This is a genomic window from Streptomyces sp. NPDC005799 (genome assembly GCF_040630525.1).
In the GTDB taxonomy this organism is placed as follows: Bacteria; Actinomycetota; Actinomycetes; order Streptomycetales; family Streptomycetaceae; genus Streptomyces; species Streptomyces griseorubiginosus_B.
Window position 1 is genome coordinate 119,061 of record NZ_JBEXXQ010000021.1, and the last position, 23,690, is coordinate 142,750.

24 protein-coding genes are annotated in these 23,690 nt (G+C 72.6%); 9 read left to right on the forward strand and 15 right to left on the reverse strand.

What is annotated here, in order from left to right; genetic code table 11:
- Positions 1-77: 77 nt before the first annotated feature.
- Positions 78-1,073 (reverse strand): zinc-binding dehydrogenase, encoded by a 996-nt coding sequence (locus tag ABZ453_RS21930; protein ID WP_359016756.1) that lies wholly within the window; start codon positions 1,071-1,073, stop codon positions 78-80.
- A gap of 54 nt (positions 1,074-1,127) precedes the next feature.
- Between ABZ453_RS21930 and ABZ453_RS21935 the strand changes: the two genes are divergently transcribed.
- Positions 1,128-1,943, forward strand: coding sequence for a helix-turn-helix transcriptional regulator (locus tag ABZ453_RS21935; protein WP_359016758.1), 816 nt, complete (start codon positions 1,128-1,130; stop codon positions 1,941-1,943).
- A 34-nt stretch (positions 1,944-1,977) separates the two neighbouring features.
- Here ABZ453_RS21935 and ABZ453_RS21940 read toward each other — a convergent pair whose 3' ends face one another.
- Both ABZ453_RS21940 and ABZ453_RS21945 read right to left on the reverse strand, forming a co-directional pair.
- On the reverse strand, positions 1,978-2,235 hold the full coding sequence (locus ABZ453_RS21940; protein ID WP_133048717.1) for a WhiB family transcriptional regulator: 258 nt from the start codon (positions 2,233-2,235) through the stop codon (positions 1,978-1,980).
- A gap of 110 nt (positions 2,236-2,345) precedes the next feature.
- The gene (locus ABZ453_RS21945) at positions 2,346-3,560 is read right to left on the reverse strand and encodes a saccharopine dehydrogenase C-terminal domain-containing protein (RefSeq protein ID WP_359016760.1); all 1,215 of its coding nucleotides are present in this window, start codon (positions 3,558-3,560) and stop codon (positions 2,346-2,348) included.
- 101 nt (positions 3,561-3,661) lie between these two features.
- On the opposite strand from ABZ453_RS21945, the gene ABZ453_RS21950 reads away from it, so the two are divergent.
- Entirely contained in the window at positions 3,662-4,393 is a 732-nt protein-coding gene (locus tag ABZ453_RS21950) for a TetR/AcrR family transcriptional regulator (protein ID WP_359016762.1), read from the forward strand.
- Here ABZ453_RS21950 and ABZ453_RS21955 read toward each other — a convergent pair.
- Positions 4,359-5,267, reverse strand: coding sequence for a LysR family transcriptional regulator ArgP (locus tag ABZ453_RS21955; RefSeq protein ID WP_359016764.1), 909 nt, complete (start codon positions 5,265-5,267; stop codon positions 4,359-4,361). The genes ABZ453_RS21950 and ABZ453_RS21955 overlap by 35 nt on opposite strands.
- A gap of 66 nt (positions 5,268-5,333) precedes the next feature.
- Here ABZ453_RS21955 and ABZ453_RS21960 point away from each other — a divergent pair, with 66 nt between their 5' ends.
- Together ABZ453_RS21960 and ABZ453_RS21965 are read left to right on the forward strand one after the other, a co-directional pair.
- Positions 5,334-5,951: a LysE/ArgO family amino acid transporter gene (locus ABZ453_RS21960; RefSeq protein ID WP_359016766.1), complete on the forward strand. Its 618-nt coding sequence runs from the start codon at positions 5,334-5,336 to the stop codon at positions 5,949-5,951.
- A gap of 93 nt (positions 5,952-6,044) precedes the next feature.
- The gene (locus ABZ453_RS21965; protein ID WP_359016768.1) at positions 6,045-7,352 is read left to right on the forward strand and encodes an MFS transporter; all 1,308 of its coding nucleotides are present in this window, start codon (positions 6,045-6,047) and stop codon (positions 7,350-7,352) included.
- 184 nt (positions 7,353-7,536) lie between these two features.
- Here ABZ453_RS21965 and ABZ453_RS21970 read toward each other — a convergent pair whose 3' ends face one another.
- From ABZ453_RS21970 to ABZ453_RS21980, 3 genes are all read right to left on the reverse strand, one after another.
- Entirely contained in the window at positions 7,537-7,992 is a 456-nt protein-coding gene (locus tag ABZ453_RS21970; RefSeq protein WP_356763811.1) for a cyclic nucleotide-binding domain-containing protein, read from the reverse strand.
- A gap of 266 nt (positions 7,993-8,258) precedes the next feature.
- Entirely contained in the window at positions 8,259-9,746 is a 1,488-nt protein-coding gene (locus tag ABZ453_RS21975) for an aminotransferase class I/II-fold pyridoxal phosphate-dependent enzyme (protein ID WP_359016770.1), read from the reverse strand.
- 46 nt (positions 9,747-9,792) lie between these two features.
- Positions 9,793-10,014 (reverse strand): hypothetical protein, encoded by a 222-nt coding sequence (locus tag ABZ453_RS21980; protein ID WP_359016773.1) that lies wholly within the window; start codon positions 10,012-10,014, stop codon positions 9,793-9,795.
- Between the two features lie 263 nt (positions 10,015-10,277).
- Here ABZ453_RS21980 and ABZ453_RS21985 point away from each other — a divergent pair, with 263 nt between their 5' ends.
- The 5 genes from ABZ453_RS21985 (at position 10,278) to ABZ453_RS22005 (ending at position 13,530) form a co-directional block, all read left to right on the forward strand.
- On the forward strand, positions 10,278-10,721 hold the full coding sequence (locus ABZ453_RS21985; RefSeq protein WP_359016775.1) for an ATP-binding protein: 444 nt from the start codon (positions 10,278-10,280) through the stop codon (positions 10,719-10,721).
- Positions 10,722-10,919: 198 nt separating this feature from the next.
- Entirely contained in the window at positions 10,920-11,780 is an 861-nt protein-coding gene (locus tag ABZ453_RS21990; RefSeq protein ID WP_359016776.1) for a SigB/SigF/SigG family RNA polymerase sigma factor, read from the forward strand.
- A 41-nt stretch (positions 11,781-11,821) separates the two neighbouring features.
- Positions 11,822-12,064 (forward strand): DUF5133 domain-containing protein, encoded by a 243-nt coding sequence (locus ABZ453_RS21995; protein WP_359016778.1) that lies wholly within the window; start codon positions 11,822-11,824, stop codon positions 12,062-12,064.
- 163 nt (positions 12,065-12,227) lie between these two features.
- On the forward strand, positions 12,228-13,070 hold the full coding sequence (locus tag ABZ453_RS22000) for a DUF1206 domain-containing protein (protein ID WP_359016780.1): 843 nt from the start codon (positions 12,228-12,230) through the stop codon (positions 13,068-13,070).
- 28 nt (positions 13,071-13,098) lie between these two features.
- On the forward strand, positions 13,099-13,530 hold the full coding sequence (locus ABZ453_RS22005; RefSeq protein WP_359016783.1) for a hypothetical protein: 432 nt from the start codon (positions 13,099-13,101) through the stop codon (positions 13,528-13,530).
- Positions 13,531-13,590: 60 nt separating this feature from the next.
- On the opposite strand, the gene ABZ453_RS22010 is transcribed toward ABZ453_RS22005, so the two are convergent.
- From ABZ453_RS22010 to ABZ453_RS22045, 8 genes are all read right to left on the reverse strand, one after another.
- The gene (locus ABZ453_RS22010; protein ID WP_359016785.1) at positions 13,591-15,834 is read right to left on the reverse strand and encodes an FUSC family protein; all 2,244 of its coding nucleotides are present in this window, start codon (positions 15,832-15,834) and stop codon (positions 13,591-13,593) included.
- Positions 15,835-15,914: 80 nt separating this feature from the next.
- Entirely contained in the window at positions 15,915-17,291 is a 1,377-nt protein-coding gene (locus ABZ453_RS22015; RefSeq protein ID WP_359016787.1) for an NAD(P)/FAD-dependent oxidoreductase, read from the reverse strand.
- Positions 17,292-17,480: 189 nt separating this feature from the next.
- A complete protein-coding gene (locus ABZ453_RS22020) occupies positions 17,481-19,205 on the reverse strand; it encodes a SpoIIE family protein phosphatase (protein ID WP_359016789.1) in 1,725 nt (574 codons plus the stop codon).
- Entirely contained in the window at positions 19,202-20,260 is a 1,059-nt protein-coding gene (locus tag ABZ453_RS22025; RefSeq protein WP_359016791.1) for an ATP-binding SpoIIE family protein phosphatase, read from the reverse strand. Before ABZ453_RS22025 ends, ABZ453_RS22020 begins: the two co-directional genes overlap by 4 nt.
- A complete protein-coding gene (locus ABZ453_RS22030; RefSeq protein ID WP_240861256.1) occupies positions 20,260-20,700 on the reverse strand; it encodes an anti-sigma regulatory factor in 441 nt (146 codons plus the stop codon). The genes ABZ453_RS22025 and ABZ453_RS22030 overlap by 1 nt, the downstream gene beginning before the upstream one ends.
- Positions 20,700-21,110 carry an STAS domain-containing protein gene (locus tag ABZ453_RS22035; RefSeq protein WP_359016793.1) on the reverse strand — a complete coding sequence of 137 codons (411 nt, stop codon included), beginning with the start codon at positions 21,108-21,110 and terminating at the stop codon, positions 20,700-20,702. Before ABZ453_RS22035 ends, ABZ453_RS22030 begins: the two co-directional genes overlap by 1 nt.
- On the reverse strand, positions 21,100-22,005 hold the full coding sequence (locus ABZ453_RS22040; protein WP_359016795.1) for an STAS domain-containing protein: 906 nt from the start codon (positions 22,003-22,005) through the stop codon (positions 21,100-21,102). The genes ABZ453_RS22035 and ABZ453_RS22040 overlap by 11 nt, the downstream gene beginning before the upstream one ends.
- A 461-nt stretch (positions 22,006-22,466) precedes the next feature.
- Positions 22,467-23,636 (reverse strand): PP2C family protein-serine/threonine phosphatase, encoded by a 1,170-nt coding sequence (locus tag ABZ453_RS22045; protein WP_359016797.1) that lies wholly within the window; start codon positions 23,634-23,636, stop codon positions 22,467-22,469.
- Positions 23,637-23,690 lie beyond the last annotated feature (54 nt).

The window sequence follows — 23,690 nt, forward strand, 5'->3', positions numbered from 1 at the left end:
GCAGGCCTCCGGGTCCCAGGCTTTGAGCAGGTCGCGAGGGCTGCGCCAGGTCCGGCAGCGTCGCCCGGGCCGCCGATTCACCGGGGCACGACGATCACCTTCCCGGTTGCCTCGTCGTTCTCCATGCACCGGTGGGCGGCGACAATGTCGTCGAGAGCGAAGACGCGGTCGACGTTGGGCCGGTAGACGCCGGCCTCGACCTCGCGCACGATCCGTCGCAGGACGTCCACGCCCGCGCCTCCCTTGTAGTTGTCGCTGTGGAAGGCGGTGAGCTTGGTGCCGGACGGGATCATCGCCACCGGTTCGAAGTCCGGGATCAGCCATCCGCTGAGCGTGCCCGTCATGCACACCGTGCCGCCCCGCCGGACCAGGCGCAGCGAGTCCACCGCCGTGCTCGTCCCGACGAGGTCGAGAACGTGGTCGGGACCCTCGGGCCAGATCGCGTGCACCTGCGGCCCCAGTGGCCCGCCCTCGTCGACGAGCACGTGGTCCACGCCGGCCGCGGTCAGTGCCTCGACCTTGCTCTGCCGCCGGGTCGTGGCCGCGGTCTGGAGACCGTAGCCGGCGGCGATCGACGCGGCCGCCATCCCGACCGACGACGTGCCGCCCCGGATCAGCAACCGTCCCCGGTCGCCCGGCGCGATCCCCAGTGCGTCCAGCGAGCCCTGTGCGGTCAGATACGTCTCGGGCAGGGCGGCCAGGACGTCCCAGGACAGCGTGGTCGTGAGGGGCATCAGCAGGGAGTTGGGCAGCAGCGCGTACTCGGCGTAGCCGCCGTCGAAGTCGCGCCCCATCTCGCCCATGACCGCGGCGACGGTCGTGCCTTCCGGCAGCGCGGGATCGGTCGAGGCCGCCACGACTCCCACGCACTCGATTCCCAGCACCCGCGGAAACCGCACGCTCGGCGAATGCCCCTGACGGGTCCTGAGCTCGGACCGGTTCAGTCCCGCGCCCAGCACGCGCACAAGACTCCAGCCCTCCCGGACCGCCGGCACCGGCAGCTCACGGATCTCCAGCACCTCGGGGCCGCCTGCCCGGACACACACGGCCGCTCGCATCGTCGTACTCAGCATGGGTCCACTGTCGCCACCCGGTCCTCCGACCGGCCACCGGTAGAATGCCAAGCCATGCCCATCGGCCGCCACGTTCCCGAGACCGGCCCGACATCACGTCTCTGGCCGTCGGGAGGGGCGCACCAGTGGCCGTCGGGCGGTACCAGCCCGGCGCACGCACATCCCCGTGGCCATCTGGTCTACGCGGCTCGCGGCGTCCTGTCGGTGCACACCGAGCGGGGCACGGCGGTCGTTCCAGCCAACCGCGTCGCCTGGACGCCCGCGGGGTTCACCCACCACCACCGCGCGCACGGCGACACGGACATGCGGATCGTCTTCCTGCCCGCCTCCCTGTCCCGGCTCGTCCCCGACCGTCCGGCCGTGTTCCTGGCCTCGGACCTCGCCCGCGAACTCCTGCTCGCGCTCACGGGCACGCGGGAGTACGACCGCGCGGCACAGGCCCGCCTGCGCCGCGTCCTCGTCGACGAACTCCACGAGGCCCACGAGCAGCCACTGCAGCTGCCGCAGCCGCGCGACGACCGGCTGCGGGCCGTCGCCCGGATCCTGTACGACAACCCCGCGGACACCACCCCGCTGGCCGAACTGGGGCGTGCGACCGGAGCCAGTGCCCGTACGCTCAGCCGCCTCTTCCACGACGAGCTCGGCATGAGCTTCTACGAGTGGCGCACCCAGCTGCGCGTCCATCACGCGCTCGTCCTGCTCGCCGACGGCCACGGCGTCACCCACGTCGCCCACGCCTGCGGATGGTCCAACCCCAGTGGCTTCATCGCGGCCTTCACCGCCGTCGTCGGCACCACACCCGGCCGCCACGCGGCGGCATCGGGGCCAGGACATACGTGGGGGACGCGCTCAAGATCGTCTCGACCTTGAGCGCGTCCACGGTCCCTGCGGGTACCGACCGCTCCTACGCGCCACCCCGGCGGGCCGCGGCGCGGCGGCGGCGTTGCAGGGCCCGCCGTTCCATCTCTCCGGTACCGCCCCACACGCCCAGGATCTCTCCGTGGTCCAGTGCCCATTCCAGGCACTCGTCCCTCACCGGGCAGCGGGCGCACACCGCCTTAGCCTGTTCGGTCTGCAACAACGCGGGGCCTGAGGTGCCGATCGGGAAGAAGAGCTCGGGATCCTCGTTGCGGCACGCGGCCTGGTCTCGCCAGTAGTCCATCAATAGTCACCTGCGATCGAAGTCGTACGTGCCCTCGCGAATGGCTTACTCGATTTCGGGTGACCTGTCGATGCGGGAGTAAAACAAGGGGAATCGCGGAGAAACGGTGTTCATTGCTCTCGCATGCCCCAGGGGGTGCCGTAGGCGCTGAGCAGATCGAGGAACGGACCGGCCGGGAAGGCCTCCGGACCGAGGACGCCGGAGCCCGACCAGGCGCCGGTGGCGAGGAGTTCGAGGGCGACGACCGGATTGACGGCGGTCTGCCACACCACCGCCTGGCTTCCGTACTCCGTCATGGACCACTGGTTGTCGACGACGTGGTAGAGGTACACCTCGCGCGGCGCGCCGTCCTTGGTGCCGCGCACCCAGGTGCCCGCGCAGGTCTTGCCGTGCATCCGCTCGCCGAGGGTGGCCGGGTCGGGCAGACACGCGGCGACGACGTCCCGGGGTGAGACCGCCACCGGCCCGGACGCGCTGGGCACGGTCACCGGGGCGGTGCTGTCCAGGCCGAGCAGGTGCAGCGTCCTGAGGGTGTCGATGAACTCGCCGCCGAGCCCGTACTTGAAGGTCACCCGGCGGGCGTCGACCCAGCGCGGCACGAGCAGCACCTCCTCGTGCTCCACGTTCACGCACTCCACGGGGCCGATGCCCTCGGGGAAGTCGAACACCTCGGGCTCGCTGAACGGCTCGGTGGTGAACCAGCCGCGGTCGGCCTCGTAGACGACGGGCGGGTTGAGGCACTCCTCGATCGTGGTCCAGATGCTGAAGGAGGGGGCGAAGTCGTAGCCGTCCACGGTGAGGTTGGCGCCGTCCCGGATGCCGATCTCCTCGATCTCGTCGAAGAGTTCGTCGGCGGCGTACCGGGCGAAGACGTCCGACAGGCCCGGCTCCACGCCCATGCCGACCAGCGCCAGCGCGCCCGCCTTCTCCCACTCCTCGGCGCGTGCGAACTGGTCGTCGCCCAGCTTGACCCCGCACCGCGCGTACGGCTGCTCGGGGTGCGGGTGCGAGAGGGACATGGCCATGTCGAGGTAGGTGGCGCCGGCGGTGCGGGCCGCCTGGAAGAGGGGCATCACGAAGCGCGGGTCGGTGGCGTTGAGGAGGACGTCGCAGCGGTGCCGGCGCAGCAGGTCCACGACCGCCGGCTCGTCGCCCGCGTCCACGCGCTCGGCGGTGAAGCGGTCGTCGTCGAGGGCGGCGACCGCCGCCGCGGCCCGTGCCGGGTCGTAGTCGGCGACGACCATCGCGTCGAAGAAGGAACGCCGGGCCGCGATCCGGGTGACGGCGGTGCCGACACCGCCGGCGCCCACGAGCAGTACACGCATGGCAGAACTCCCTGTGCGGGGGTGGGTGACATGGGGCCCCGCTGGAGATGGAACGCCTTGCGCGCCCGTAAGGTCAATGGCGTTGGCATAAGGAGGTCGCGGTGCCCAAACCGGTCGTGCCCGAGGAGCGGCGGCGCAGGCGCCGGCCCACCAAGAGCGGCACGGTGCTGTCGGAGCGGCTGATCGTCGAGACGGCACTGCGGATGCTGCGCGAGCACGGCAGCGCGGGTCTGACCGCCCGCCGGCTCGGTCTGGCGCTGGACGCCGACCCGAGCACCCTGTACCGCTACTTCCGCGGCATGGACGACCTGACCCTGGCCATCGGCGACGCGCTGATCGGCCAGGCCCTCGACGGCTGGCGGCCGAGGGGGGAGTGGCGGGCGGACCTGCGCGCGGTCGGACTGCGCATCCACGCCGCGTACGTCGCCCATCCCCAGGCCGCGCTGCTGACCACGAACCGGGTCACCGGCCGGGCGAACGAACTCGCCGCCGACGAGGCCGTCCTGGACGTGCTGCGCACGGCCGGCTTCCCGCTCGCCGACACCGTGCGCGTCTACCACGCCTTCATCGACCAGACGCTGGCCTTCGCCGCCCTGGACGCCGCCTCTCTCACCCTGCCCAGCGCGGCCCTGCGCGCCGACGAGGAGATGTGGCGCTCGACCTACGCCCGCCTGCCGCGCACCACGCACCCGCGCATCGCCGAGGCCGCACCCCTGCTCGCGACCCGCATGGTCCACAGCGCGTACCCGACGGCGCTGGAGATGCTGCTGGACAGCGCGGCCGCACGACTGGCCTCGTTCAGCCGCGCAGAGCCTGCTGAGCCGCCCGCGTGACCGCGTCGGCGACCGCGGCGACGGCGGGGGAGTCGAGCTTCCACTGCTGCCAGTAGAGGGGGACGTCGAGGGCCAGGTCCGGGTCGAGGCGGACCAGTCGCCCGGCCCGCAGCAGGGGTTCGGCCTGCACCTCGGGTACGAGTCCCCAGCCGAGGCCCGCCGCGACGGACTCGGCGAAACCCTCCGACGTGGGCACGAGGTGCCGTACCGGACTCGCGGCCCCGCCGCCCCGGCGCAGCCGGCGGACGAAGGCGTCCTGCAGGTCGTCGCTGCGGTCGAAGGCTACGGTGGGCGCCGTGGCGAGCACCTCGCGCAGCGGGCCGTCGAGATGCTCGCGGGCGAAGTCCGGGTTGGCCACGGGAACGTAGCGCATCCGGCCCAGCGCGCGCACCGAGCAGCCCGTCACGGGCTCGGACGACGACGTCACCGCGGCCATCACCGCGCCCTCGCGCAGCAGCGAGGCCGTGCGGGTCTCGTCCTCGCGGCGCAACTCGAAGCAGAGCCGGGGCTCGTGCCGTACCGCGGTGAGGGCGGGGAGGAGCCAGGTGGCGAGGGAGTCGGCGTTCACCGCGATCGACACCCGGGTCGGCTCGCCGGCCCCGCTCATGCCGAGCTCGGCGCGGGCGTCGCGCTCCAGCCGGGCCAGCTGGCGGGCGAAGCGCACCACGACCTCGCCCGACTCGGTCGGCCGTACCGGTTTCGTGCGCATCAGCAGCACCCGGCCGGTGCGCTGCTCCAGTGCCTTCACCCGCTGGCTGACCGCCGACGGCGTCACATGCAGTGCGGCGGCCGCCGCGTCGAAGGTGCCCTCGTCGATCACGGCGAGGAGGGTACGGACCTGGTCGAGAGGGAGTTCGGTCAGCTCGGTCTTCACATCGGCTAATGATACGTAAGAATCTTTAGCTGTACGTGGGGTGATCGTCTCCGTAGCGTCGATGTCATGACCAACGCCCTGACCGCCGCGGCCGCCGGATTCGGCACCGGCCTCTCGCTCATCGTCGCCATCGGCGCCCAGAACGCCTTCGTCCTGCGCCAGGGGATCCGCCGTGACGCGGTGCTCGCCGTGGTCGGCATCTGCGCCCTGTCCGACGCCGTGCTCATCGCCCTCGGCGTCGGCGGGGTCAGCGCGGTGGTGGTGGCGTATCCGCGGGCGCTCACGGCGGTCGGCTGGATCGGCGGCGCCTTCCTGCTGTGCTACGGCGCCCTCGCCGCCCGCAGGGTGCTGCGGCCGGCCGGGGACTCGCTGCGCACCGAGGGCGAGGCGACCCACTCGCGCCGGCGGGCGGTGGTGACCTGTCTGGCGCTGACCTGGCTCAACCCGCACGTCTACCTGGACACCGTGTTCCTGCTCGGCTCGATCGCCGCGCACCGCGGCGAACTGCGGTGGACCTTCGGCCTCGGAGCGGCCCTCGCCAGCCTGTGCTGGTTCGCCGTCCTCGGCTTCGGCGGTCGTCTGCTCGGCCGCTTCCTGGCCAGGCCGTCCGCCTGGCGGGTACTGGACGGGCTGGTTGCCGCGACGATGATCACACTCGGCGGCATGCTCGTGGCTCGGGCCTGATGTCCGAGGGCTGATCGCACGTCCCCAACGCCCAGGCGTTGCTGCGATAGTGGGCCCCGGCCCCGAAAGATGTATCGAGCAACCAGGACACCCGTGGACACGAGCGAGAGCAGCACAGAACCACAGCCACCGGCCCCCGCCGCAGAAGAGGCGGGGGCCCCTCCCGGGCGCGGCTGGCGCCGGTGGGCGATGGACACCCGCCCGCTGCGCGTCCCGGCCTACCGGCGCCTGTGGTCCTCGACGATCGTCACGGCGGTCGGCAGCCAGCTCACCGCGGTCGCCGTGCCCAAGCAGATCTACGACATCACCGGCTCCTCGGCCTGGGTCGGTGCCGCGAGCCTCGCCGGACTGCTGCCGCTGATCGTGTTCGCGCTGTGGGGCGGCGCGGTCGCCGACACCATGGACCGCCGCAAGCTGCTGCTGATCACCAACACCGGCATCGCGGTGACCTCCCTGCTGTTCTGGCTGCAGGCCGTCGGCGGACTCGAGTCGGTGTGGGCGCTGATGGCGCTGCTCGCGATGCAGCAGGCGTTCTGGGGTCTGAACGCCCCGGCCCGCAACGCCTCCATCGCCCGGCTGGTGCCCGGGGAGCAGCTGCCCGCGGCCAACGCGCTCGGCTCCACCGTCATGCAGACCGGCCAGGTCGTGGGTCCGCTGCTGGCCGGCGTCCTGATACCGGTCATCGGCCTGCCCGAGCTGTATCTGATCGACGCCCTCGCCCTGTGCGTCACCGTCTGGGCGGTCTTCCGGCTGCCCTCACTGCCGCCCCTGGCCGGCACCGCCGTGCGCCGGGCGGGCGTGCGGCAGATCGCGGAGGGCTTCCACTACATCTCCCGGCACAAGGTGCTGCTGCTGTCCTTCCTCGCCGACATCATCGCGATGGTCTTCGGCATGCCCCGCGCCCTGTTCCCGCAACTGGCCGCGCAGACCTACGGCTCCTACGGCGAGGGGCTCGCCCTCGGTCTGCTCTTCGCGGCCATCCCCATCGGCGCCGTGCTCGGCGGACTGTTCTCCGGGACCTTCTCCCGGGCCCGCCGGCACGGCTGGATGGTCATCGGCGCGGTCGTCGCCTGGGGGCTGGCGATCGCCGGGTTCGGGCTCAGCGGGAACCTGTGGATCGCGGCGGGCTTCCTGGCCGTGGCCGGCCTCGCCGACATGGTCTCCATGGTCTTCCGCGGGGCGATCCTGCTGTCCGCCGCCACCGACGAGATGCGCGGCCGGATGCAGGGCGTCTTCACTGTCGTCGTCGCGGGCGGCCCCCGCCTGGCCGACGTCCTGCATGGCGCCGCGGGCTCCGCCTTCGGTCCGCGCGCCGCGGTCGCGGGGGGCGGCCTGCTGGTCGTCGCCGTGATGCTGGCCCTCACCGCGGCGGCACCGGCCCTGCGCCGCTACCGGATCTAGGACCCGCCGGACCCTGTGCCGCCTGGATGATCCCATGACGGGCCTCGGCCGCCGAGGGCCGCTCCTCGACGCGATCGGCCCGGAGCGTGGCGCCGGCCGGCCTGCCTGCCGCCGATCCGAGCGGACGGTCGGTGCGCGGGTCGGCGGCCTGCGGGGACGAGCCGACCGGGGTGCTGTCGTAAAACTACAGACCGCCGCGCCGGTGTGTCGCGTACTGCTCCATCAGCCTGCCCCGGGTCATCTCCAGACGGTGGGCGAGGATCTCGGCGACGCTGCGCACCAGCACGATGCCCAGCGACGGATCCTCCTCGCACAGCCGCAGCACCTGCGCCGCGTCGAACTCATAGGCCCGCACCGGGCTGAAGGCCTCGGCCCCGAAGTCCCACTCGTGCGGCGGGAACAGCCACGACCAGCCGAGCAGATCGCCCGCGCCCAGGCTGGCCACGGTGACCCGCTGCAGCGAGTTGACCCGCTGGTCGAGGGTGACCGCCCCCGAGCGGATCACCCAGAAGCGGTCGGCCCGGCCGCCCGCCTCGAAGATCCGGGTGTCCTCCGGGAAGGAGACCTCCTTCGCCAGTGCCATCAGGCGCTGGCGCTGGGGCGGCGGGAGGGCGGTCAGCAGCTTGATCGCTTTGGTCATGGCACGGGGCTCCTCGCCGGCGTGGGTTGAGGTGTTTCCCTATGCCCATTTCAGCCGCTCCCGGTCCGCTGAGCACCTCGGCGGACGGCAGTTCCGGGGAAGAAGTCGCGCGCATGAAAAAGCCCTGGCTGGACGGGGGAGGCCAGCCAGGGCCGTTCGCGGTGATGCCGGAGGACGGATACGGTCGACTCCGTCACCACGTATGAATGAACGGTAAACCATCCAGGGGCGCTACGCGTAGCGAAAAGCGGGTTGCGTGACCGGTTTCACTCCGCGGACTGGTTTCCGGCCGCCACGACCCTGATCGTCCTGAGTTCCGGATCGCTGGGATCGGGCAGGTTCATGCCCGCCTCCAGACCCGTGCGCAGATACCGCAGCACCGGCTCGGTGAGCCGTTCGCCGGGCAGAACGGCCGGAATCCCGGGCGGATACGGCGTGATCATCTCCGCCGCGATCCGGCCCGCCGCCCGGCCGACCGGCACGTCCTCGGCGGGACCGAAGAAGGCGTCCCGCGGCAACTGCGCCTGCGCCATGCGCAGTTCGGTGGGCGAGGGCACGTCCACCCGTGGCGCGCGCGGAAGTTCGGGCGCCGCCTGCACGAGATCCTTGAGCCCGGTCAGCAGCTCGCCGGTCGTCTCCCGGTCGTCGGCGTGAGTGATCTGGGCGCCGATACGGCGGTGGTCGTTGAGGTGCATGTCCAGCCGCCGGTGCTCGCGCAGCCAGTCGGCGGCCTGGAAGCCGGTGATCCCGAGACCCACGACATCGATGACGCACGGCAGCGGGTCGAAGTCGTCGGCCAGGCCCTCACCGCAGAAGTCGTCCCGGTCGTTGACGTGCAGGCCGTCGATCTCCTCGATCGCCGCCCGCACCTCGGCCGCCAGGTCCAGCGCCCCGCCCATCAACTCCCGGCCGCGCAGGACCATCTGCCGCCGCCAGCCGTCCATCCCGGCGTACAGCAGCACCGACGGGCTGGTGGTGCCCAGCAGGTCGGCACGCGTCTTCAGCAGCTGCGGCTGCACCAGGTCGCCGCGCAGATGGAACACCGAGCCCTGTTCGAGGCCGCTGCCCATTTTGTGGACGCTGGTCACGCAGATGTCGGCGCCCGCGTCCATCGCCCACGACGGCAGACCGGGATGGAAGGGCAGATGGGCGCCCCAGGCCTCGTCCACGATCAGCGGCAGTGAACGGCGGTGACAGACCTCGGCGATCGCCTTCAGGTCCGCACAGGCTCCGTACGGCGTGGGACTGACGACCAGGGCGCCCTTGGCGTCGGGATGCTCCTGGAAGGCCTGCTCGAAGCGTTCGGCGGACGGGGCGTGCGCCAGATGCCGCTCGGCGTCCCAGCGGGGCTCCACCCACACCGGTTCGATGCCGGACAGCACCAGCCCCGACACCACCGACTTGTGGGTGTCCCGGCTGATCAGCAGCTTCTCGTGCGGGCCCGCGACGGCCAGCATCGCGGCCTTGACCGACAGCGAGCTGCCGCAGGTGGTGAAGAACGTGTGCTCGGCGTCCACCGCGTCCGCCATCAGCTCCTCGGCCCGCCTCAGCACCCGCCCCCGGGTGAGCCGGTCGTCCAGCCCGCCCGAGGCCAGGACGTCGCCGAGGAACACGGCGTCGCCCAGCAGTTCGCGTACGGCGGGGTCGGCGCCACGGGCCTGTTTGTGTCCCGGCGGGGAGAAGGCCAACTGCCCCTGGCGATGGAAGTCGGCCAGGGCTTCCAGGACGGGTGCGCGGTGGTGATCGGCTGACATGCGCGCCGGGTGCCCAGGGGGGTGGGCGTCAATCGAGCCGCGGGGATCAGCCCTGCTCGGAGCGGGCGCCTGGGGTGAGGACCTCGTCCAGCACCCTGATCACCGTCTCGTACGCCAGGGTCCGTACCACGGCCTCGCTCGCGGGGTCAGGCTCGCCCGCCCCGAGGCCGTCGGCGCGCTCCCGCCAGGACTGTGCCTCCTCCTGTGCGCAGGCCCGGGCGCGCTGGAGGCGGCGCAGCAGTTCGTCTGAGTCCACGACATCGCTCATGACGGGCGGGTACCCGCGATCTGCGGGAGAAGACCGGTGCGCACGGGCCCGACACGGGAGGTTTGGCCGGGCTCGCGGCGGTGAGCCGGTAGGAGAGACCTGCGGTGCTCACGCAGTGCGACGGGACGCCGCCGCTGTCGGCCGGGACCTCGCCGTGGCCCCGAAAGAGCCTGTGCCCGTGCGGCGCCGTGGGGCGGCCAGGACCCAGCCGCCTGCCTCGTCGATCACCAGCCAGTTCGTTCTTCCGACAGGGAGTCATGGCGATGTGCGAGAAGCACGCGACCGATACCGTCATCGAGCAGTCGGGCGCGCGGGGCACCGGCCCGACGCGCCTGTGTCGCCCGGCCGACGCCCGCAGGGCCGTGGAAAGGGTGGTTGCCGAACGCTGCCGGGTCACCCATACGCACTGGGATCCCGACGCCTTGGGGGACGCACTGCTCGTCGCCTCGGAACTCGCCACCAACGCCATGCTGCACGGCGGCGGCGTCACCGACTTCCGCGTCGACGTCGCCGGGCCCTGTCTGTGCGTCTCGGTGAGCGACCGCAGCGCCGAGCTGCCGGTGGCCAGGCCCCCCGTGGACGCCCGGGGACGGCGCCGGCCCGGCGGCCTGGGCTGGCCCATCGTGTGCCGGCTGGCCCGCGATGTGCGGGTGTCCGAGCTGCCCGCCGGAGGCAAGTGCATCACCGCGATGGTGGCGCTTCCCTGAGGACTCCGGACGAAGCGGAGCGAAAGAGTTTCGGGGAAGCGGAGTTTGTACCCACCACCTAGGGGCAGACGGAGTTTCGTGCTTCGGACCGGAGGCGCGCCAGCGGGAGCGGTATGGCTGGCCGGACCTTCAGTCGGTCCGGGTGGCGACTTTTCCCGCGGTATGTCCCTGAAACCCCCAGTTCGGGAGCGAATCCGCATGCTCATCGACACCTCGACCAGCCGTCCCGGCACGCAGACAACCCAGGCACCGTCCAACAGGCGGCGGCACGACGACGCCCCAGACACGGCCGACCTCTTCGCCCGGCTGGCCGGTCTGGAGGACGGACCGGAACGCGACGCGATCCGCGACCAGCTCGTCAAGGCCTGGCTGCCCATGGCCCACCGCATCGCCGGCCGCTTTCGCGACCGCGGCGAGTCGGTGGAGGACCTGAGGCAGGTCGCGGCCCTCGGACTGGTCAAGGCCATCGACCGTTTCGCCCCCGAGCGGGGCGCCTTCGAGAGTTACGCCGTCCCCACCATCACCGGCGAGGTCAAGCGGCACTTCCGGGACCGTATGTGGGCGCTGCGCGTGCCCCGCAGGGTGCAGGAACTGCGCAACAAGGTGCGGATCGCGCGCCGTGAGCTGACCCAGACCCCCGGTACCCCCGAGCCGTCGGTCGCCGACCTCGCCGCCCACACCGGGCTCACCGAGGAGGAAGTGAGCTGCGGCCTGGAGGCACTGGAGAGCTTCAGCACCCTGTCGCTGGACGCCGAGCTCGCCGGTGACGACGACGGCTACAGCCTCGCCGACACGCTCGGGGCGACGGACTCCTCCTTCGACACCGTGATCGACCGTGAGTCCGCCAAGGAAGGCCTGCGCCGCCTGCCCGAACGCGAACGGGCCATTCTCTACATGCGCTTCTTCGAGGACATGACGCAAAGCCGGATCGCCGACCAGTTGGGCATCTCCCAGATGCACGTCTCCCGCCTCATCAGCCGCAGCTGCGCCCAGGTGCGCGCCGAGGCGATGGGCCAGCGCGGCCGGCGGGGCACCGACGGGCGGCCGACCGCGGTCTGAGCCGAGCCGGGCGACTACCGATTCGAGGAGGAACGGAAACCATGCTGATCCCTCATCCGGCCTTTCTGCGCAAACTCGTCGAGGAGTACGAGTCGCTGCGGGCCGAGGAGGCCGAGACCGGCACGGGCCGGGTCAGCCCGCGCGCCCAGGACGTGGCGTACACGCTGTGTGTGTCGACCGGCACCCGTGACGTCAGACACGCCCTGGAGACGGCCCACCGGCTGCTGGCGGCGGCGGACCCGGCGCACTCGCCGTCGAAGACCGCCGCACCCCTGGTCGACTGACCTCACGCACCAGTCCGCGACGGCTGTGCCCGGAAGCCCATCGAGCCCGCTTCCGGGCACAGCCGTGTCCGGTGCCGGCGGCGGGTCCTGGCTGGCGCGATCGCACGGGTTGCGGCTGGTGTCGGGGTCCGAAGCCGGGGCATTCGCACGACGGGAGGTTCACATGAACGCGAGTGCTATGTCACATACCACCCGCATGCAGGCCGAACGTGCGGCCCGCGGCTCGGTGACCGAGGGCGCCGCCCGTGCCGGGCTCACCGCCCGCGGGGTGATCTATCTGCTGGTCGGCGTCATCGCGCTGCAGATCGCCTTCGGCGACACGGACCAACAGGCGGACCGCGGCGGCGCGGTCGGCGAGCTGGCCCGACAGCCCTTCGGGGCCGTCCTGCTCTGGGCGCTGGGTCTGGGCCTGGTCGGCATGGCGCTGTGGCGGCTGTCGGAGGCCGTCTTCGGCTCGGTCGGCAAGGACGGCCGCAGCGCGCGCAAGCGGCTGATCGCGGCGGCCCGGTGCGTCTTCTACGCGTTCGTCGCCTACTCGGTGCTCCGGTTCGCGGCCGGCCCGCACGGCGGCAGCGGCGGGGGCTCCAGCGACGAGCAGTCCCGTGACATCACCGCGCGGGTCCTGCAACTGCCCGCCGGGCAGTGGCTGGTGGGCATCGCGGGTGCGGGCGTCATCGTGGCGGGCATCTGGGTCGGGGCCCGGGCCGTACGGCGGGACTACCGTCGTCAGCTCAAGCTCACGCAGATGGCCCCCTGGGCGCGCCGGCTGGTGGACGTGACCGGAGTGGGCGGCGGGGCGGCGCGCGGCCTGGTCTTCGCCGCGGCGGGCGTCTTCGCGGTGCGGGCCGCCGTCGACTACAAGCCCGACAGGGCCAAGGGACTGGACGACACCCTGCGCTCGTTCGCCGACACCCCGCTCGGCCCGTGGCTGCTGGTCTGCGTGGCGACCGGCCTGGTCCTGTTCGGTCTGTTCTCGTTCGCCCTGGCGCGCTGGCGCCGGGTCTGATGCGTGAGGAAGGGGGAACACGGTGGGGATGAACGAACCCGAGTTTCCACCCGAGCACCGGCCCGTCGACATGTATCTCGGCCTCCTGCGCACCCGGATGGACACGGAGGACTACCTTCAGCTGCTCGACGTGGTCCAGCCGATCCTGCGGGCGATCGAGGAGCAGCGTCTGCCCGAGCTCGACTTCGCGCTCGACGGTGAACGCACCGACGGTCTGTCCCAGGAGGTCCGCGACGAGGCCGCCCTGGTCATCGCCGCCGCGGTCACCGGCAGACTGGACAACGAGGTCGTCGAGATCAACCTGGACGAGACCGGCCCGGTCCGCGTGATCACCGACGCGGACACCGCAGCCGATCCCACCCGCCTCGGCGAGATCGCGGACTACATCCGCGAGCGGCACCAGCAGAACGAGGAGCTGCGCGGCATCGCCGAGGTCAGCGGCCTTCCCACGGACTTCTGACGCATCGGTGGTATGTGACATAGCACTGAGCGCTCCAGGCTGCCGCCGTCACCGTCACCGTCACCGCTTCGGCTCCGCCACCGGCACCCGCAGCGGCCGGGCCAGGCCCACCACCGCCTCGTCCAGCCGCTGCAGATGCCGCAGCACCCGGTCGGTGATCCGGCCGTAGCGCGACCCGCCGGCCAGCTCCGACTCCAGCAGCGCGGCGATGCTCGCGCCCGTCTCGACCTCGACGGGCGCCCGCTCGTCCGCGACCCGCGCCGCGATCGCGTCGATGTTGCGCAACAGGCGCCGCCCCGCCCGGCGCAGCCGGGGATCGGCGGCGATGGACGGATGCGTGGGCAGCAGCTCGGCCATCGCGGCCAGCGACCGCGCGTGATACGCGGAGGTCTCCAGCAGCGCGACCACGTACCGGGCGGTGCTGCGCCGGGCCCGCATCGGGGTCACCGGGTGGGTCAGCGGCTGCGTGGCGGCCCGCAGGTCGGCCAGCGCCTGGTCCAGGTCCCGCGCCTTGCCCAGCAGCTCGTCCGGCGGCCCGCCGCTGAGCTGCTCCACGGCGGCCTCGGTGACCTCACCGAGCCGCTCCAGCACCGTCTCCAGCAGATCGTTGGTACGGCGGTCGGTGTGCACCGGCAGTACGAACGCCGCCGCGATGATGCCGCAGGCCGCGCCCAGCGCCGTCTCCTCCACCCGCAGCACGAGCACCGACAGGCTGTAGGTGTGCAGCAGCGTGTAGAGCAGGCCCAGTGCCGCCGTCACGAAGAACGACATCAGCGTGTACGACAGCGGCGCTGTGTAGAACATCGCGAACACGCACAGCAGCACCAGCGCGAACGCCGTCCAGGTGTGGTGGCCGACCAGCGCGGCGAGCAGCAGTCCCGCGATCACACCGAGCACGGTGCCCACCAGCCGCCGGTAGCCCTTGACCAGGATCTCGCCCGTGGACGCGGTGTTGATGAACACGATCCAGCAGGTCAGCACCGCCCAGTACCAGCGCTGGCCGGAGAGGAACTCGCCGCCCACGATGGCCAGCGACGAGCCCACCGCGACCTGCACCGCGGCCCGGGTGGTCGGCCGCCGCAGCCCCGTCGCCGTGTCCGCGGCGCTCTCCTCGCCGCCGTCGATCGCGGCGTCCTCGGCGTCCAGCTCCTCACGGGAGCGCGCGGCGGACGGGGTGTCGTCCGACTCGTCCTGCGGTCCGTCCAGCGCGATCCTGAGGCCCAGCACGGCGCGGGCGGCCTCGCCGATGCCGCGGAAGACGTCCTGGACGGCGGGGGAGGCCTTGGGCAAATTCTCCTCGTCCCGGTAGCCGAGCAGCCGGTTGCGCAACTGGACCAGTCCGGCGCCGGGGTGGGCCGAGACCGGCCGCAGCACCAGCACCCGCAGCGCCTGCAGATCGCGGCGCAGGGTCTCGGTCGCCTCGTCCTGTACGGGCAGCCGGCCGCCCTCGGGGAGGGGTGCGCCCGGCAGGTGCAGGGTCAGGGTGTCCGCCCGCTCGGCGCTGCGCGCGGTGAGCAGCAGCAGACCGAGGCGCTCGGCGGCGATCTCGGCGTCCGCGATGCGCCGCTGCACCAGCCGGGCCACGGCCTCGTCCGAGGTGCCGTCCTCCAGCCGCCCCTGGATCATCATGGCCGTGTCGTGCAGCCGGGCGGTGCCCTCACGGGTGCCCTGCAGGGCCTTGTCGATGTCGTCGGGGCCGGCCTCCAGCAGCTCCAGCTGCGCGGACACCAGCTGGGCCAGCCGGGCCCGGAAGGCGTCCCGCAGCCGCTCCAGGATCCCGGCGGGGGTCTCGCGCACCAGGCCGAAGCGCATGACCGCACTGGCCGCGAAGGCGACCACGACGACGCCGTACAGCTGGGGCAGTGCGGAGACGGTGGCCCCTACGAACAGGGACATGAAGTAGACCTGGAAGCCGACCAGGCCCAGCGCGGTGCCCCGGTCGCCGAACCTGCGGGCGTACACGGCGCAGAAGATGAGCGCGACGAAGAAGACGTCACCGGCGATCACCCGGGAGTGCAGCAGCGCGCCCAGGGACACGGAGACCAGGGCCACCGGAAGTCCGAGGGCGAGGGTGACGGCCTGCGGGCCGGGCTGTTTCTCGCGGATGGCGAAGGTGGCCACCATCGCCGCGATGGCCCCGCCGACCAGATGGCGCACATCGGCGTGCAGCAGGGTGAGCACGGCCAGCGTCAGGGCGATCGCGCCCATCGTCCGCAGCCCTGCGGTCAGACGCAGCAGCCCGGGGTCGGAGGCCGCCACGAGATCCCGCAGCCGTACCCTGACCGACCCTCGCGCTGCCCTCACGCCGCCGTACTCACTCCCCGCTTCACGTCATGATCCGCGACCCAGCATGACATGACGGGCGCGGCCCGCTCGCACCGGCCTCACAGCTGCTTGGGCCCGGATCCCTCTACCTGCTCCCGCACCTGCTCGGCGCTCAGATAGGCGTCGGTGTACTCGAAGTCCTTGAGCCTGGCCGACTTACGGGCCTGGAAGCCGGTGCGGACGAAATCGTCACCGGCGATCGCGTTGAGCGTCCAGTTGGTCGCCACACGGACCTTGGCGACATTGGTGCGCAGCGCCCACCAGTGATAGCCCCGAGCGGCGAACTGGGCGGGCAGACCGTGCAGTTCGATGCCCAGAGGCTTGGCGACGGCGTCGGTGCCGCCGAGGTCGACCACGAGACCGAGGTCCTTGTGGCGGTACGGCGTCATGGGATGGTTGCGCAGGCTCGCGATGATGTTGTCGGCGACCTGCGGGCCCTGCCGCATGGCGTGCTGCGCGGTGGGCGGGCAGACCGCGTCCTCCTGCCCCTTCGCCAGGTCCGGCACCGCGGCCGAGTCGCCGAGCGCGAACACCCCGTCATGACCGGGCAGGCTCATCTCGGGCGTGACCACGAGACGCCCGCGGACCGTCTCCGCGCCGAGCGTGGCGATGAGCGGGCTCGCGGCGACCCCGGCGGTCCAGATCAGGGTGCGGGTGGGCACCACCCGTCCGTCGGTGAACGTGACCTCCTCGGGCCCCGCCTTCTCGATGGACACGCCCAGGGAGACCTCGATGCCGCGCCGCTTGAGGATCTCCTGCGCGCTGCGGCCGAGCTTGTCGCCGAGCTCGGGCATCAACTTGGGGGCGATGTCGATCAGATGCCACTTGATCAGGGCCGGGTCGATGCGCGGGTAGCGCTTGACCGCGCCGTGGGTGAGCTTCTGCAGACAGGCGGCCGTCTCCGTGCCGGCGTAGCCGGCGCCGACCACCACGAACTGCAGCCGCGCGGCGCGCTCGGCCGGATCGTCGCTGGCGTCGGCCAGGTCGAGCTGGGAGATCACATGGTCGCGGACGTAGGCGGCCTCGGCGAGTGTCTTCATCCCGAAGGCGTGCTCGGTCAGTCCCGGGATGTCGAAGGTGCGGGTGATGCTGCCGGGGGCCAGCACGATGTAGTCGTAGGGCTCGTTGACGATCTGGTCGGTGATGGTGCGGATGACGCAGACCTTGGCCTTCAGGTCGACGCCGATGGCTCCGCCGGGAATGATCCGGGTGCGGTACTTCTTGCTGCGGCGCAGCGAGACGGCGATCGACTGGGGCGTCAGCACACCGGAGGCGACCTGGGGCAGCAGGGGCAGATAGAGCTGGTAGGCGAACGGGGTCACCAGGGTGACGTCCGCCTCGGCCGGCGCGAGTTTCCGCTCCAGCCTGCGTACGCACTCCACGCCGGCGAAGCCCGCGCCCACCACCAGGATCCTGGGTCGTGTCACGTCGTTCATCCCTTTCTGCGGCTCCAGGCGGTCTGCAACCGACGCCCTTCGCCTGCCCTGGATCTCCGCTCGCACCACATCGATCCCACCGCTTGCCCAGCCGTTCCGCCAGCGGGGCACGGCGGGCAGACGAACGCGTCGAGCACAACCATGCCCGCCCGGCTGCGGAAACGCACCGCAAAGAAGGCAAGGAAACGGCTAGCCGCGCTGCTCCGCGAGGTGGCACAGCAGCAGGCAGACGTCGTCGTCGCGCTCGGAGTCGCTCAGCAGCGGGTCCAGGATGAGGTCGGCCGAGCCCTCCAGGTTGCGTTCCAGCTCGGCCGGCTCGAAGCCGCCCAGGGCGGTCGCGAGGCGGGCGATGCCCGGGTCTATGCCCTGGGCACGGCGTTCGACCAGACCGTCGGTGTAGAGGGCCAGTGTCGAGCCGGGCGGCAGGGGCACCGTGTGGTCCGGGATCTCCTGGCTGAGCGGGATGCCCAGCATCGCGCCGGGCTTGGCGTCCAGCGTGTGCACCCGGCCGTCGGGGGTGCGCAGGACCGGCGGCGGATGACCGGCGGCGGCCCAGGTGAGGGTGGGCTCGTCGGGGTGGATACGGGCGATGACGGCGGTGGCGTACAGGTCGGGCTGCAGATGGTGCAGGAAGGTGTGCAGGCGGGTCAGCAGGGTGCCCGGGCCCGCGCCGTCCACGGCGTAGGCGCGCAGCGCGGTGCGCAGCTGGCTCATCATCACCGCCGCGTGCAGCCCGTGCCCGGTCACGTCGCCGACGACGGCGATCAGTCCACCGTCGGGCTGTGGGAAGGCGTCGTACCAGTCACCGCCGATGTTCAGGCCGTGCGTGGCCGGCAGATAGCGGGCGGCAAGCCGCAGGCCCGGTGCGCTGGGCAGGTCCGTCAGCAGGGCCCGCTGCAGCGTCTCGGCGATGTCGCGGTTGTGCTCGAAACGCCGGGCGTTGTCGATCGCGATGCTGGCGCGCCGTGCGAACTCGATCAGCATGACGGCGTCGTCCGGGTCCCAGCGGTCCCCGGGTGGGGCGAGGGTGATGACGCCCAGCGGCGCCCGGCGGGTGGGCAACGGCAGGCACAGCAGGGGGTGTTCGGGATCGAGCGCCGACGGCGGACGGTCGTCGACCCCGGGCAGCTCGCCGGGGCGGCCGGCTGCGTACTGGGGACGGCCGGTGCGGGCGGCGAGCACGGCGGCGGCCGGGTGCGGTGCGGGCGGGCGCCGGTCGTCCTCGCCGTCGAACAGCCAGACGTCGACACTGCGGGCGTACTCCGGCACGAGCAGTTCGGGCAGCAGGCGCACGATCTCGTCGTGGTTGAGCGAGGAGGTCAGGACGGCGCTGGCGTCGGCGAGGAACGTCAGCCGGCGGCGGGCGCTCTCCGCCTCCTGGCGGGCGCCGCGCTCGGCGGCGAAGGCCTCGCGCTGGGCCCGCCCCGCCGCGTCGAGTTCCGCGTGCAGGGCGAGCACGCCCTGGTTGGTCTGGTGCAGCTCGTCCCGGAGGAAGGCGACCAGCTCCTCCTGCTCGGCGAGTTTGTCCAGCACCAGGGCGGCGTCCTCGTCGGCGCCGAGCAGGGACTCGGCCAGTACCGAGGGGGTGTCGGCCGGCGTGGAGGCGTCCGCAGGGGCCGGTGTCTCGGGGCAGAGGAGGGAGGTGCGCCACGGCGTGTGCGCGGTGGACTCCGCGGTTTCCAGGGGGGTGACGACCGCGTGCAGGACGCTCTGCGCTGCCGGGGCCGGGGTGACCTCGAGGGTGAGCCGCCAGGTGCCGCCCTTCGTCAGACACTGGCGCAGGTGGGTGCTGAGGGCGGTGGCCAGCCGGGTCCGGTCCAGCGCCGTCACCCCGTGCGCGGCGGCGAGACGCGCGGCGGCGATACGGGCGCGCGCCGCGTCGCCGACGGTGCTGATCTGCCATGTCCGCTTCATGGGCGCTCCGGCAGGGTCGGGGCCAGTACGGCCACGGCGGTGTCGTCGCGGACCGGGCGGGCGGCACTGCCCGCGTCGCGGATCACCCCCGCCGCGACGACGGCCGGATCCGCCGTCAGCATGGCGGTTTCCGCCGGTGGCGTCCAGCGGCTCGGCAGGCCGTCGCTGTGCAGGATCAGTGTCCCGTCGGCCGCCCACGGCATCCGCTCCTCGCGCAGCGTCCCGGGCCGGTGCACGCCGATGATTCCGGGCCGGGACAGCAGGGAGCGCCAGGCGTCCCCGGTTCGCAGCCGGGCCCCGATGTTGCCGACGCCGGCGAAGCGGAGCGTGCCCGCCGCGGTGTCGACCTGGGCGACGGCGACGGCCGCCCCGCGGGTGCCGCGCAGCGCGCTGTCGACACGCCCGAGACAGTCGGCGGGGGAGAGGTGCGCCGAGCGGTGCAGTTCCTCGACGGCCGCGGACGAGGCCCGCGCCGCCTCCGGCCCGTGGCCCAGTCCGTCGGCCAGCATCAGGGTGGCCCGGTCCCCGGCGCGCACCCAGGTCCAGGCGTCACCGGAGTACTCGGCCCTGGCGAAGGGCACGTTGATGCCGCCGGCCCGCACCGCGGCGGCGTCCTCGGCCCGGGCGGTCCCCGCGGCGGCGCCGATCCGGGCGAGCGCCACCGTGCCCCGCCCGGGGACGCTGTGCAGGGCGAAGTCGTCCGCGACCCGCCGGCATGTGCCCAGGCCCGCGCCCAGGGAACGCGTGGTGGAGAAACCGTCGCTCAGGGCCGCGCTGACGTCGGCGATACCGGGGCCGTGGTCGATCGCCGCGATCTGCACCAGCCGCGCCGGTACGGCGGCGTCGGCGGGCAGGGCGGGCGGCACGAGCTCCACCAGCAGCTGTCCTCCCCCGGCGTGCTTGACCAGGTTCGTGGCCAGCTCGGTCGCCACCAGCGACAGGGCCGCCGTGCGCTTGGCGTCCAGCCCGGCGAGGGCGGCGGCACGCTCGGCGGCGACCCGGGCGTCGCGCACCCGGGTCGAGTCGTGCACCGGGACGTCCCACACGCGCGGCATCACGGTTCCTCACGCGGGGGCGGCGGCGTCGACGCCCAGGAGATCACCGTGACCGTGGTGCCCACGCCGGGGGTGCTCTCCAGGGAGAACTCGTGGACCAGCCGACGGGCGCCGCCCAGACCCAGGCCCAGGCCGTCGCCGGAGGTGTAGCCGTCGCTCAGCGCCTGCTCCAGGTCGGCGATGCCGGCGCCCTCGTCGGCGAAGGTCAGCCGCAGCCCGACGGCCCGGCCGCGGGTCACCCGGGCCGACTCCATGCGGCCGCCCCCGCCGTGCACCAGGGTGTTGCGGGCCAGTTCGCTCGCGGCGGTCACCAGTTTCGTCTGTTCCACCAGCCCGAAGCCGAGTCGGGCGGCGGACTGTCGTACGTGCTGCCGTACCCACGCCAGGTCCATGTCGGAGCGGATCGGCAGGCAGGCGTCCACGCCTGCGGACATCGGCATCACCGATGCTCCCGTGGCCCGCCGGGCCGGTGCGTGTCGGCGGCGAGCAGGTCCATGGCCGCCTCGGTGTTGAGGGCGGTCCGCAGTCCGGGCAGCGTCAACCCGAGCTCCACCAGTGTGATCGCGACCGCGGGCCGCATGCCGGCGACCACGGTCCTGGCGGCCAGCAGCGAGGAGCTCGCCGCGATCTCCGCCAGCGTCCGGGCCAGGAAGGAGTCGACGATCTCGACCCCGGAGATGTCGATGACGACCCCGGTCACCCCGCTGCTCGCGATGGTCTCGCCGATCTCTTCCTGCAACTGCTGGGCCGTGCTGTCGTGCAGGTCCCCCTGCAGGGTGACCAGCAGGACGTCGCCGAGGCGGAGCACCGGCACATGGGGCGGGGGGACACGGTAGAAGTCATCGGTCACCGCGGACCGCCCCGCCGTTCGTCGGGGCGATGATGCCGGAGCCCAGTTCGTGCAGGGCGTACGCCAGCGCGTCGGCGAGGCTGGCCCGGGTGAGGACCGTGCCCAGGTCCAGGCCGAGGTGGACGATGGTCTGCGCGATGGCCGGGCGGATGCCGGAGACGACGCACTCGGCGCCCATCAGGCGCGCGGCCGCGACGGTCTTCATCAGATGCTGCGCCACCAGCGAGTCGACCGTGGGCACACCGGTGATGTCGAGGATCGCGAAACGGGCGTGCTGCTCGACGATGGCCTGCAGCAGCGTCTCCATCACGACCTGGCTGCGCGCGCTGTCGAGGGTTCCGATCAGGGGTACGGCCACGATGCCGTCCCACAGCTTGATGACCGGGGTGGCCACCTCCAGCAGCTGCAGCTGCTGCCGTTCGATGAGCGCCTGGCCCTCGTTCAGCGCCGTGTCCAGGACGACCAGCCGCAGGGTGCCCATGAGCACCGTGAGGGTGGTCGCGCACTCGAGGATTTCCTCGGGCGACGCGTCCGGGAGATCGGCGATCAGCAGGTTCACGGCCGGCGGGCGCAGGGCGTCCACCTCGTTCGACACCTGTGCCGTGGAGAAACCGGCGCGGGAACGGGAGGCGCCCATCCGGGCCAGTTGCTCGCGCACCACGGTGAACCCCGCGGCGTCGGTGTCGTGCGCCCGCTCCGCGTCGGCCACCTGGGCCAGCGCGTCGATCACGGTGCGGGCCGCGTCCACGGCCTCGTCCCGGGAGATGGTGAAGACGGCCCGGAAGAGGGCCTCGTCGGCCCAGCGCTGGGCGATCTGCTCGCGGCGGCGGCGCAGGAACCCGCCGACCTCCCGTATCGGCGATCCGTGCTGTTCTGCCGTTTCGTGCTCCGGCACCTGCTCACTCCTCATCCGCGTCGTCCGCGTCGCGTCGGCCGTACCCGCCGCCGGCCGGGTACGCAAACCGCGACTCTTGCCGGGCGACAACTGTAGTCATGGTGCGAGGTCGCCCTGGCCCTCGCCCCCGCCGGGTGATCCCGTCAGGTGGTCCGCCGGTGTCCGTACCGGCGCGACACGCGTGCGACCGTGGCCGCACCGTTCGACAGCCGATGGCCCCGGGGCCATCGGCCGGGGCCGGTTGCGAAGGTCCCGCCTGCCCCGCGACGCCCGGCACGCTCCCCCGGAGGGGGCACCCCCACTCGCCGCACCGGGCACAACCCCCAGTACATCCAGTACGAGGGCCTGCACCCGGCACGCCGAGAGCACGCTCCCCGACGCTCGAACAACCTCGCGCGGGGGACCCCCATGACGCCGCAGGGCCCGCCCTCCGGGCGGACGACGGGACTTGCGCAACGGCCCTAGTCGGCGGGCTGCTTGCCGAACCAGTCGACACACGCCACCAGCGCGTCGTCGTCCGGTTCGGACCTGCCGCGGTGGGCGCCCAGTTCCCGCAGGACCGCGGCCGGCACGTCGGCGGCCGGCAGCAGCCGCGTCGCCGTGACCGCCCGCGCCAGCGCCCGCTCCCCGTAGCTCTCGCCGTTCGGCCCGGCCACGGTGTGGACGCCGTCGCTGACGAACAGCAGCCGGTCGCCGGGCCGCAGCAGCAACTCCTGGGTGGTGTAGTCGGTCTCCTCGAACATGCCCAGCGGCAGCTGCGCCTCCAGGTCGACCAACGACACCGTCCCCTCGCGCAGCCGCAGCATCCGCGGCGAGCCCGCGTCGACCACCCGCAGCCGCCCGGTGGCCAGTTCCAGGTCCACCAGCAGTACGGACAGATGGACCGCTCCCCGGTACTGGGCGTAGATCGCCTGGTCGGCCAGGGCGGCCTGGTCGCAGATCGGGATGTCCGCGCGCCGGGCGTTGCGCAGCGCGTTGACGCCGAGGCTGGTGAGCAGGGAGGCGTCGATGCCCTCGCCCATGCCGTTGGTGATGTACAGCAGCAGCCGGTCGGGCGACTCCGACCAGTCGAAGTTGTCGCCGAAGACCGAGTAGGCGGGCTCCAGTTGGGCGCCGAGCGCGTACTCGGCACGGGCGCTGGAGCGGGCCGGCAGCAACTGCCACTGCATCTCCGCGGCGAGCGTGAGCCGGTCGGTGCGCCGTGCCTGCGCGTACACGTCCGTGTGGCGCTCGGCGACGACCACCTCGTGCCCCAGGATCCGGGCCAGCTCCGCCAGTTCGCCCGGATCGGTGCGTGCCCGCACCGCGGGCGGCAGGGTGACGGACAGCACTCCCAGCCGGTCGCCGCGCACGGTGACCGGCAGATGGACGCGGACCCGTCCGGCGTCGTCCTCCTCGATCGGCTGCTGAGCGCCGAAGGCACGCCCGGCCGCACTGCCGTGCAGGGGCACCGCCTCCGGCGGCCCGCTCAGCGGGGACACGGGCCGCAACACCGTCAGCCCGTAGTCGGCCATGCGCAACTCGGCGTACTCCGCTTCGTACAGGCCGCAGAGCACCTCGCGGACGGTCGTCGCCAACCGGTGCGGAGCCGCCGAGCGCAGGGCGCGCTCGGCGGCCATGAGTTTGTTCATGCTCTTCGTCACACCATTTCGTGCGGGGGAGCGCCGTCGGGGACGAGGCCCGCG

Excerpts from the sequence above, each read along its gene's own strand:
- ABZ453_RS21930 (WP_359016756.1), bottom strand. The coding sequence starts at position 1,073 with ATGCTGAGTACGACGATGCGAGCGGCCGTGTGTGTCCGGGCAGGCGGC.
- ABZ453_RS21940 (WP_133048717.1), bottom strand. The coding sequence starts at position 2,235 with ATGGACTACTGGCGAGACCAGGCCGCGTGCCGCAACGAGGATCCCGAG.
- ABZ453_RS21975 (WP_359016770.1), bottom strand. The coding sequence starts at position 9,746 with ATGTCAGCCGATCACCACCGCGCACCCGTCCTGGAAGCCCTGGCCGAC.
- ABZ453_RS22030 (WP_240861256.1), bottom strand. The coding sequence starts at position 20,700 with ATGCCGATGTCCGCAGGCGTGGACGCCTGCCTGCCGATCCGCTCCGAC.
- ABZ453_RS22025 (WP_359016791.1), bottom strand. The coding sequence starts at position 20,260 with ATGCCGCGCGTGTGGGACGTCCCGGTGCACGACTCGACCCGGGTGCGC.
- ABZ453_RS21990 (WP_359016776.1), top strand. The coding sequence starts at position 10,920 with ATGCTCATCGACACCTCGACCAGCCGTCCCGGCACGCAGACAACCCAG.
- ABZ453_RS21935 (WP_359016758.1), top strand. The coding sequence starts at position 1,128 with ATGCCCATCGGCCGCCACGTTCCCGAGACCGGCCCGACATCACGTCTC.
- ABZ453_RS21960 (WP_359016766.1), top strand. The coding sequence starts at position 5,334 with ATGACCAACGCCCTGACCGCCGCGGCCGCCGGATTCGGCACCGGCCTC.
- ABZ453_RS22000 (WP_359016780.1), top strand. The coding sequence starts at position 12,228 with ATGAACGCGAGTGCTATGTCACATACCACCCGCATGCAGGCCGAACGT.
- ABZ453_RS21945 (WP_359016760.1), bottom strand. The coding sequence starts at position 3,560 with ATGCGTGTACTGCTCGTGGGCGCCGGCGGTGTCGGCACCGCCGTCACC.
- ABZ453_RS22005 (WP_359016783.1), top strand. The coding sequence starts at position 13,099 with ATGAACGAACCCGAGTTTCCACCCGAGCACCGGCCCGTCGACATGTAT.
- ABZ453_RS21980 (WP_359016773.1), bottom strand. The coding sequence starts at position 10,014 with ATGAGCGATGTCGTGGACTCAGACGAACTGCTGCGCCGCCTCCAGCGC.
- ABZ453_RS21985 (WP_359016775.1), top strand. The coding sequence starts at position 10,278 with ATGTGCGAGAAGCACGCGACCGATACCGTCATCGAGCAGTCGGGCGCG.
- ABZ453_RS21970 (WP_356763811.1), bottom strand. The coding sequence starts at position 7,992 with ATGACCAAAGCGATCAAGCTGCTGACCGCCCTCCCGCCGCCCCAGCGC.
- ABZ453_RS22020 (WP_359016789.1), bottom strand. The coding sequence starts at position 19,205 with ATGAAGCGGACATGGCAGATCAGCACCGTCGGCGACGCGGCGCGCGCC.
- ABZ453_RS21995 (WP_359016778.1), top strand. The coding sequence starts at position 11,822 with ATGCTGATCCCTCATCCGGCCTTTCTGCGCAAACTCGTCGAGGAGTAC.
- ABZ453_RS22015 (WP_359016787.1), bottom strand. The coding sequence starts at position 17,291 with ATGAACGACGTGACACGACCCAGGATCCTGGTGGTGGGCGCGGGCTTC.
- ABZ453_RS22045 (WP_359016797.1), bottom strand. The coding sequence starts at position 23,636 with ATGAACAAACTCATGGCCGCCGAGCGCGCCCTGCGCTCGGCGGCTCCG.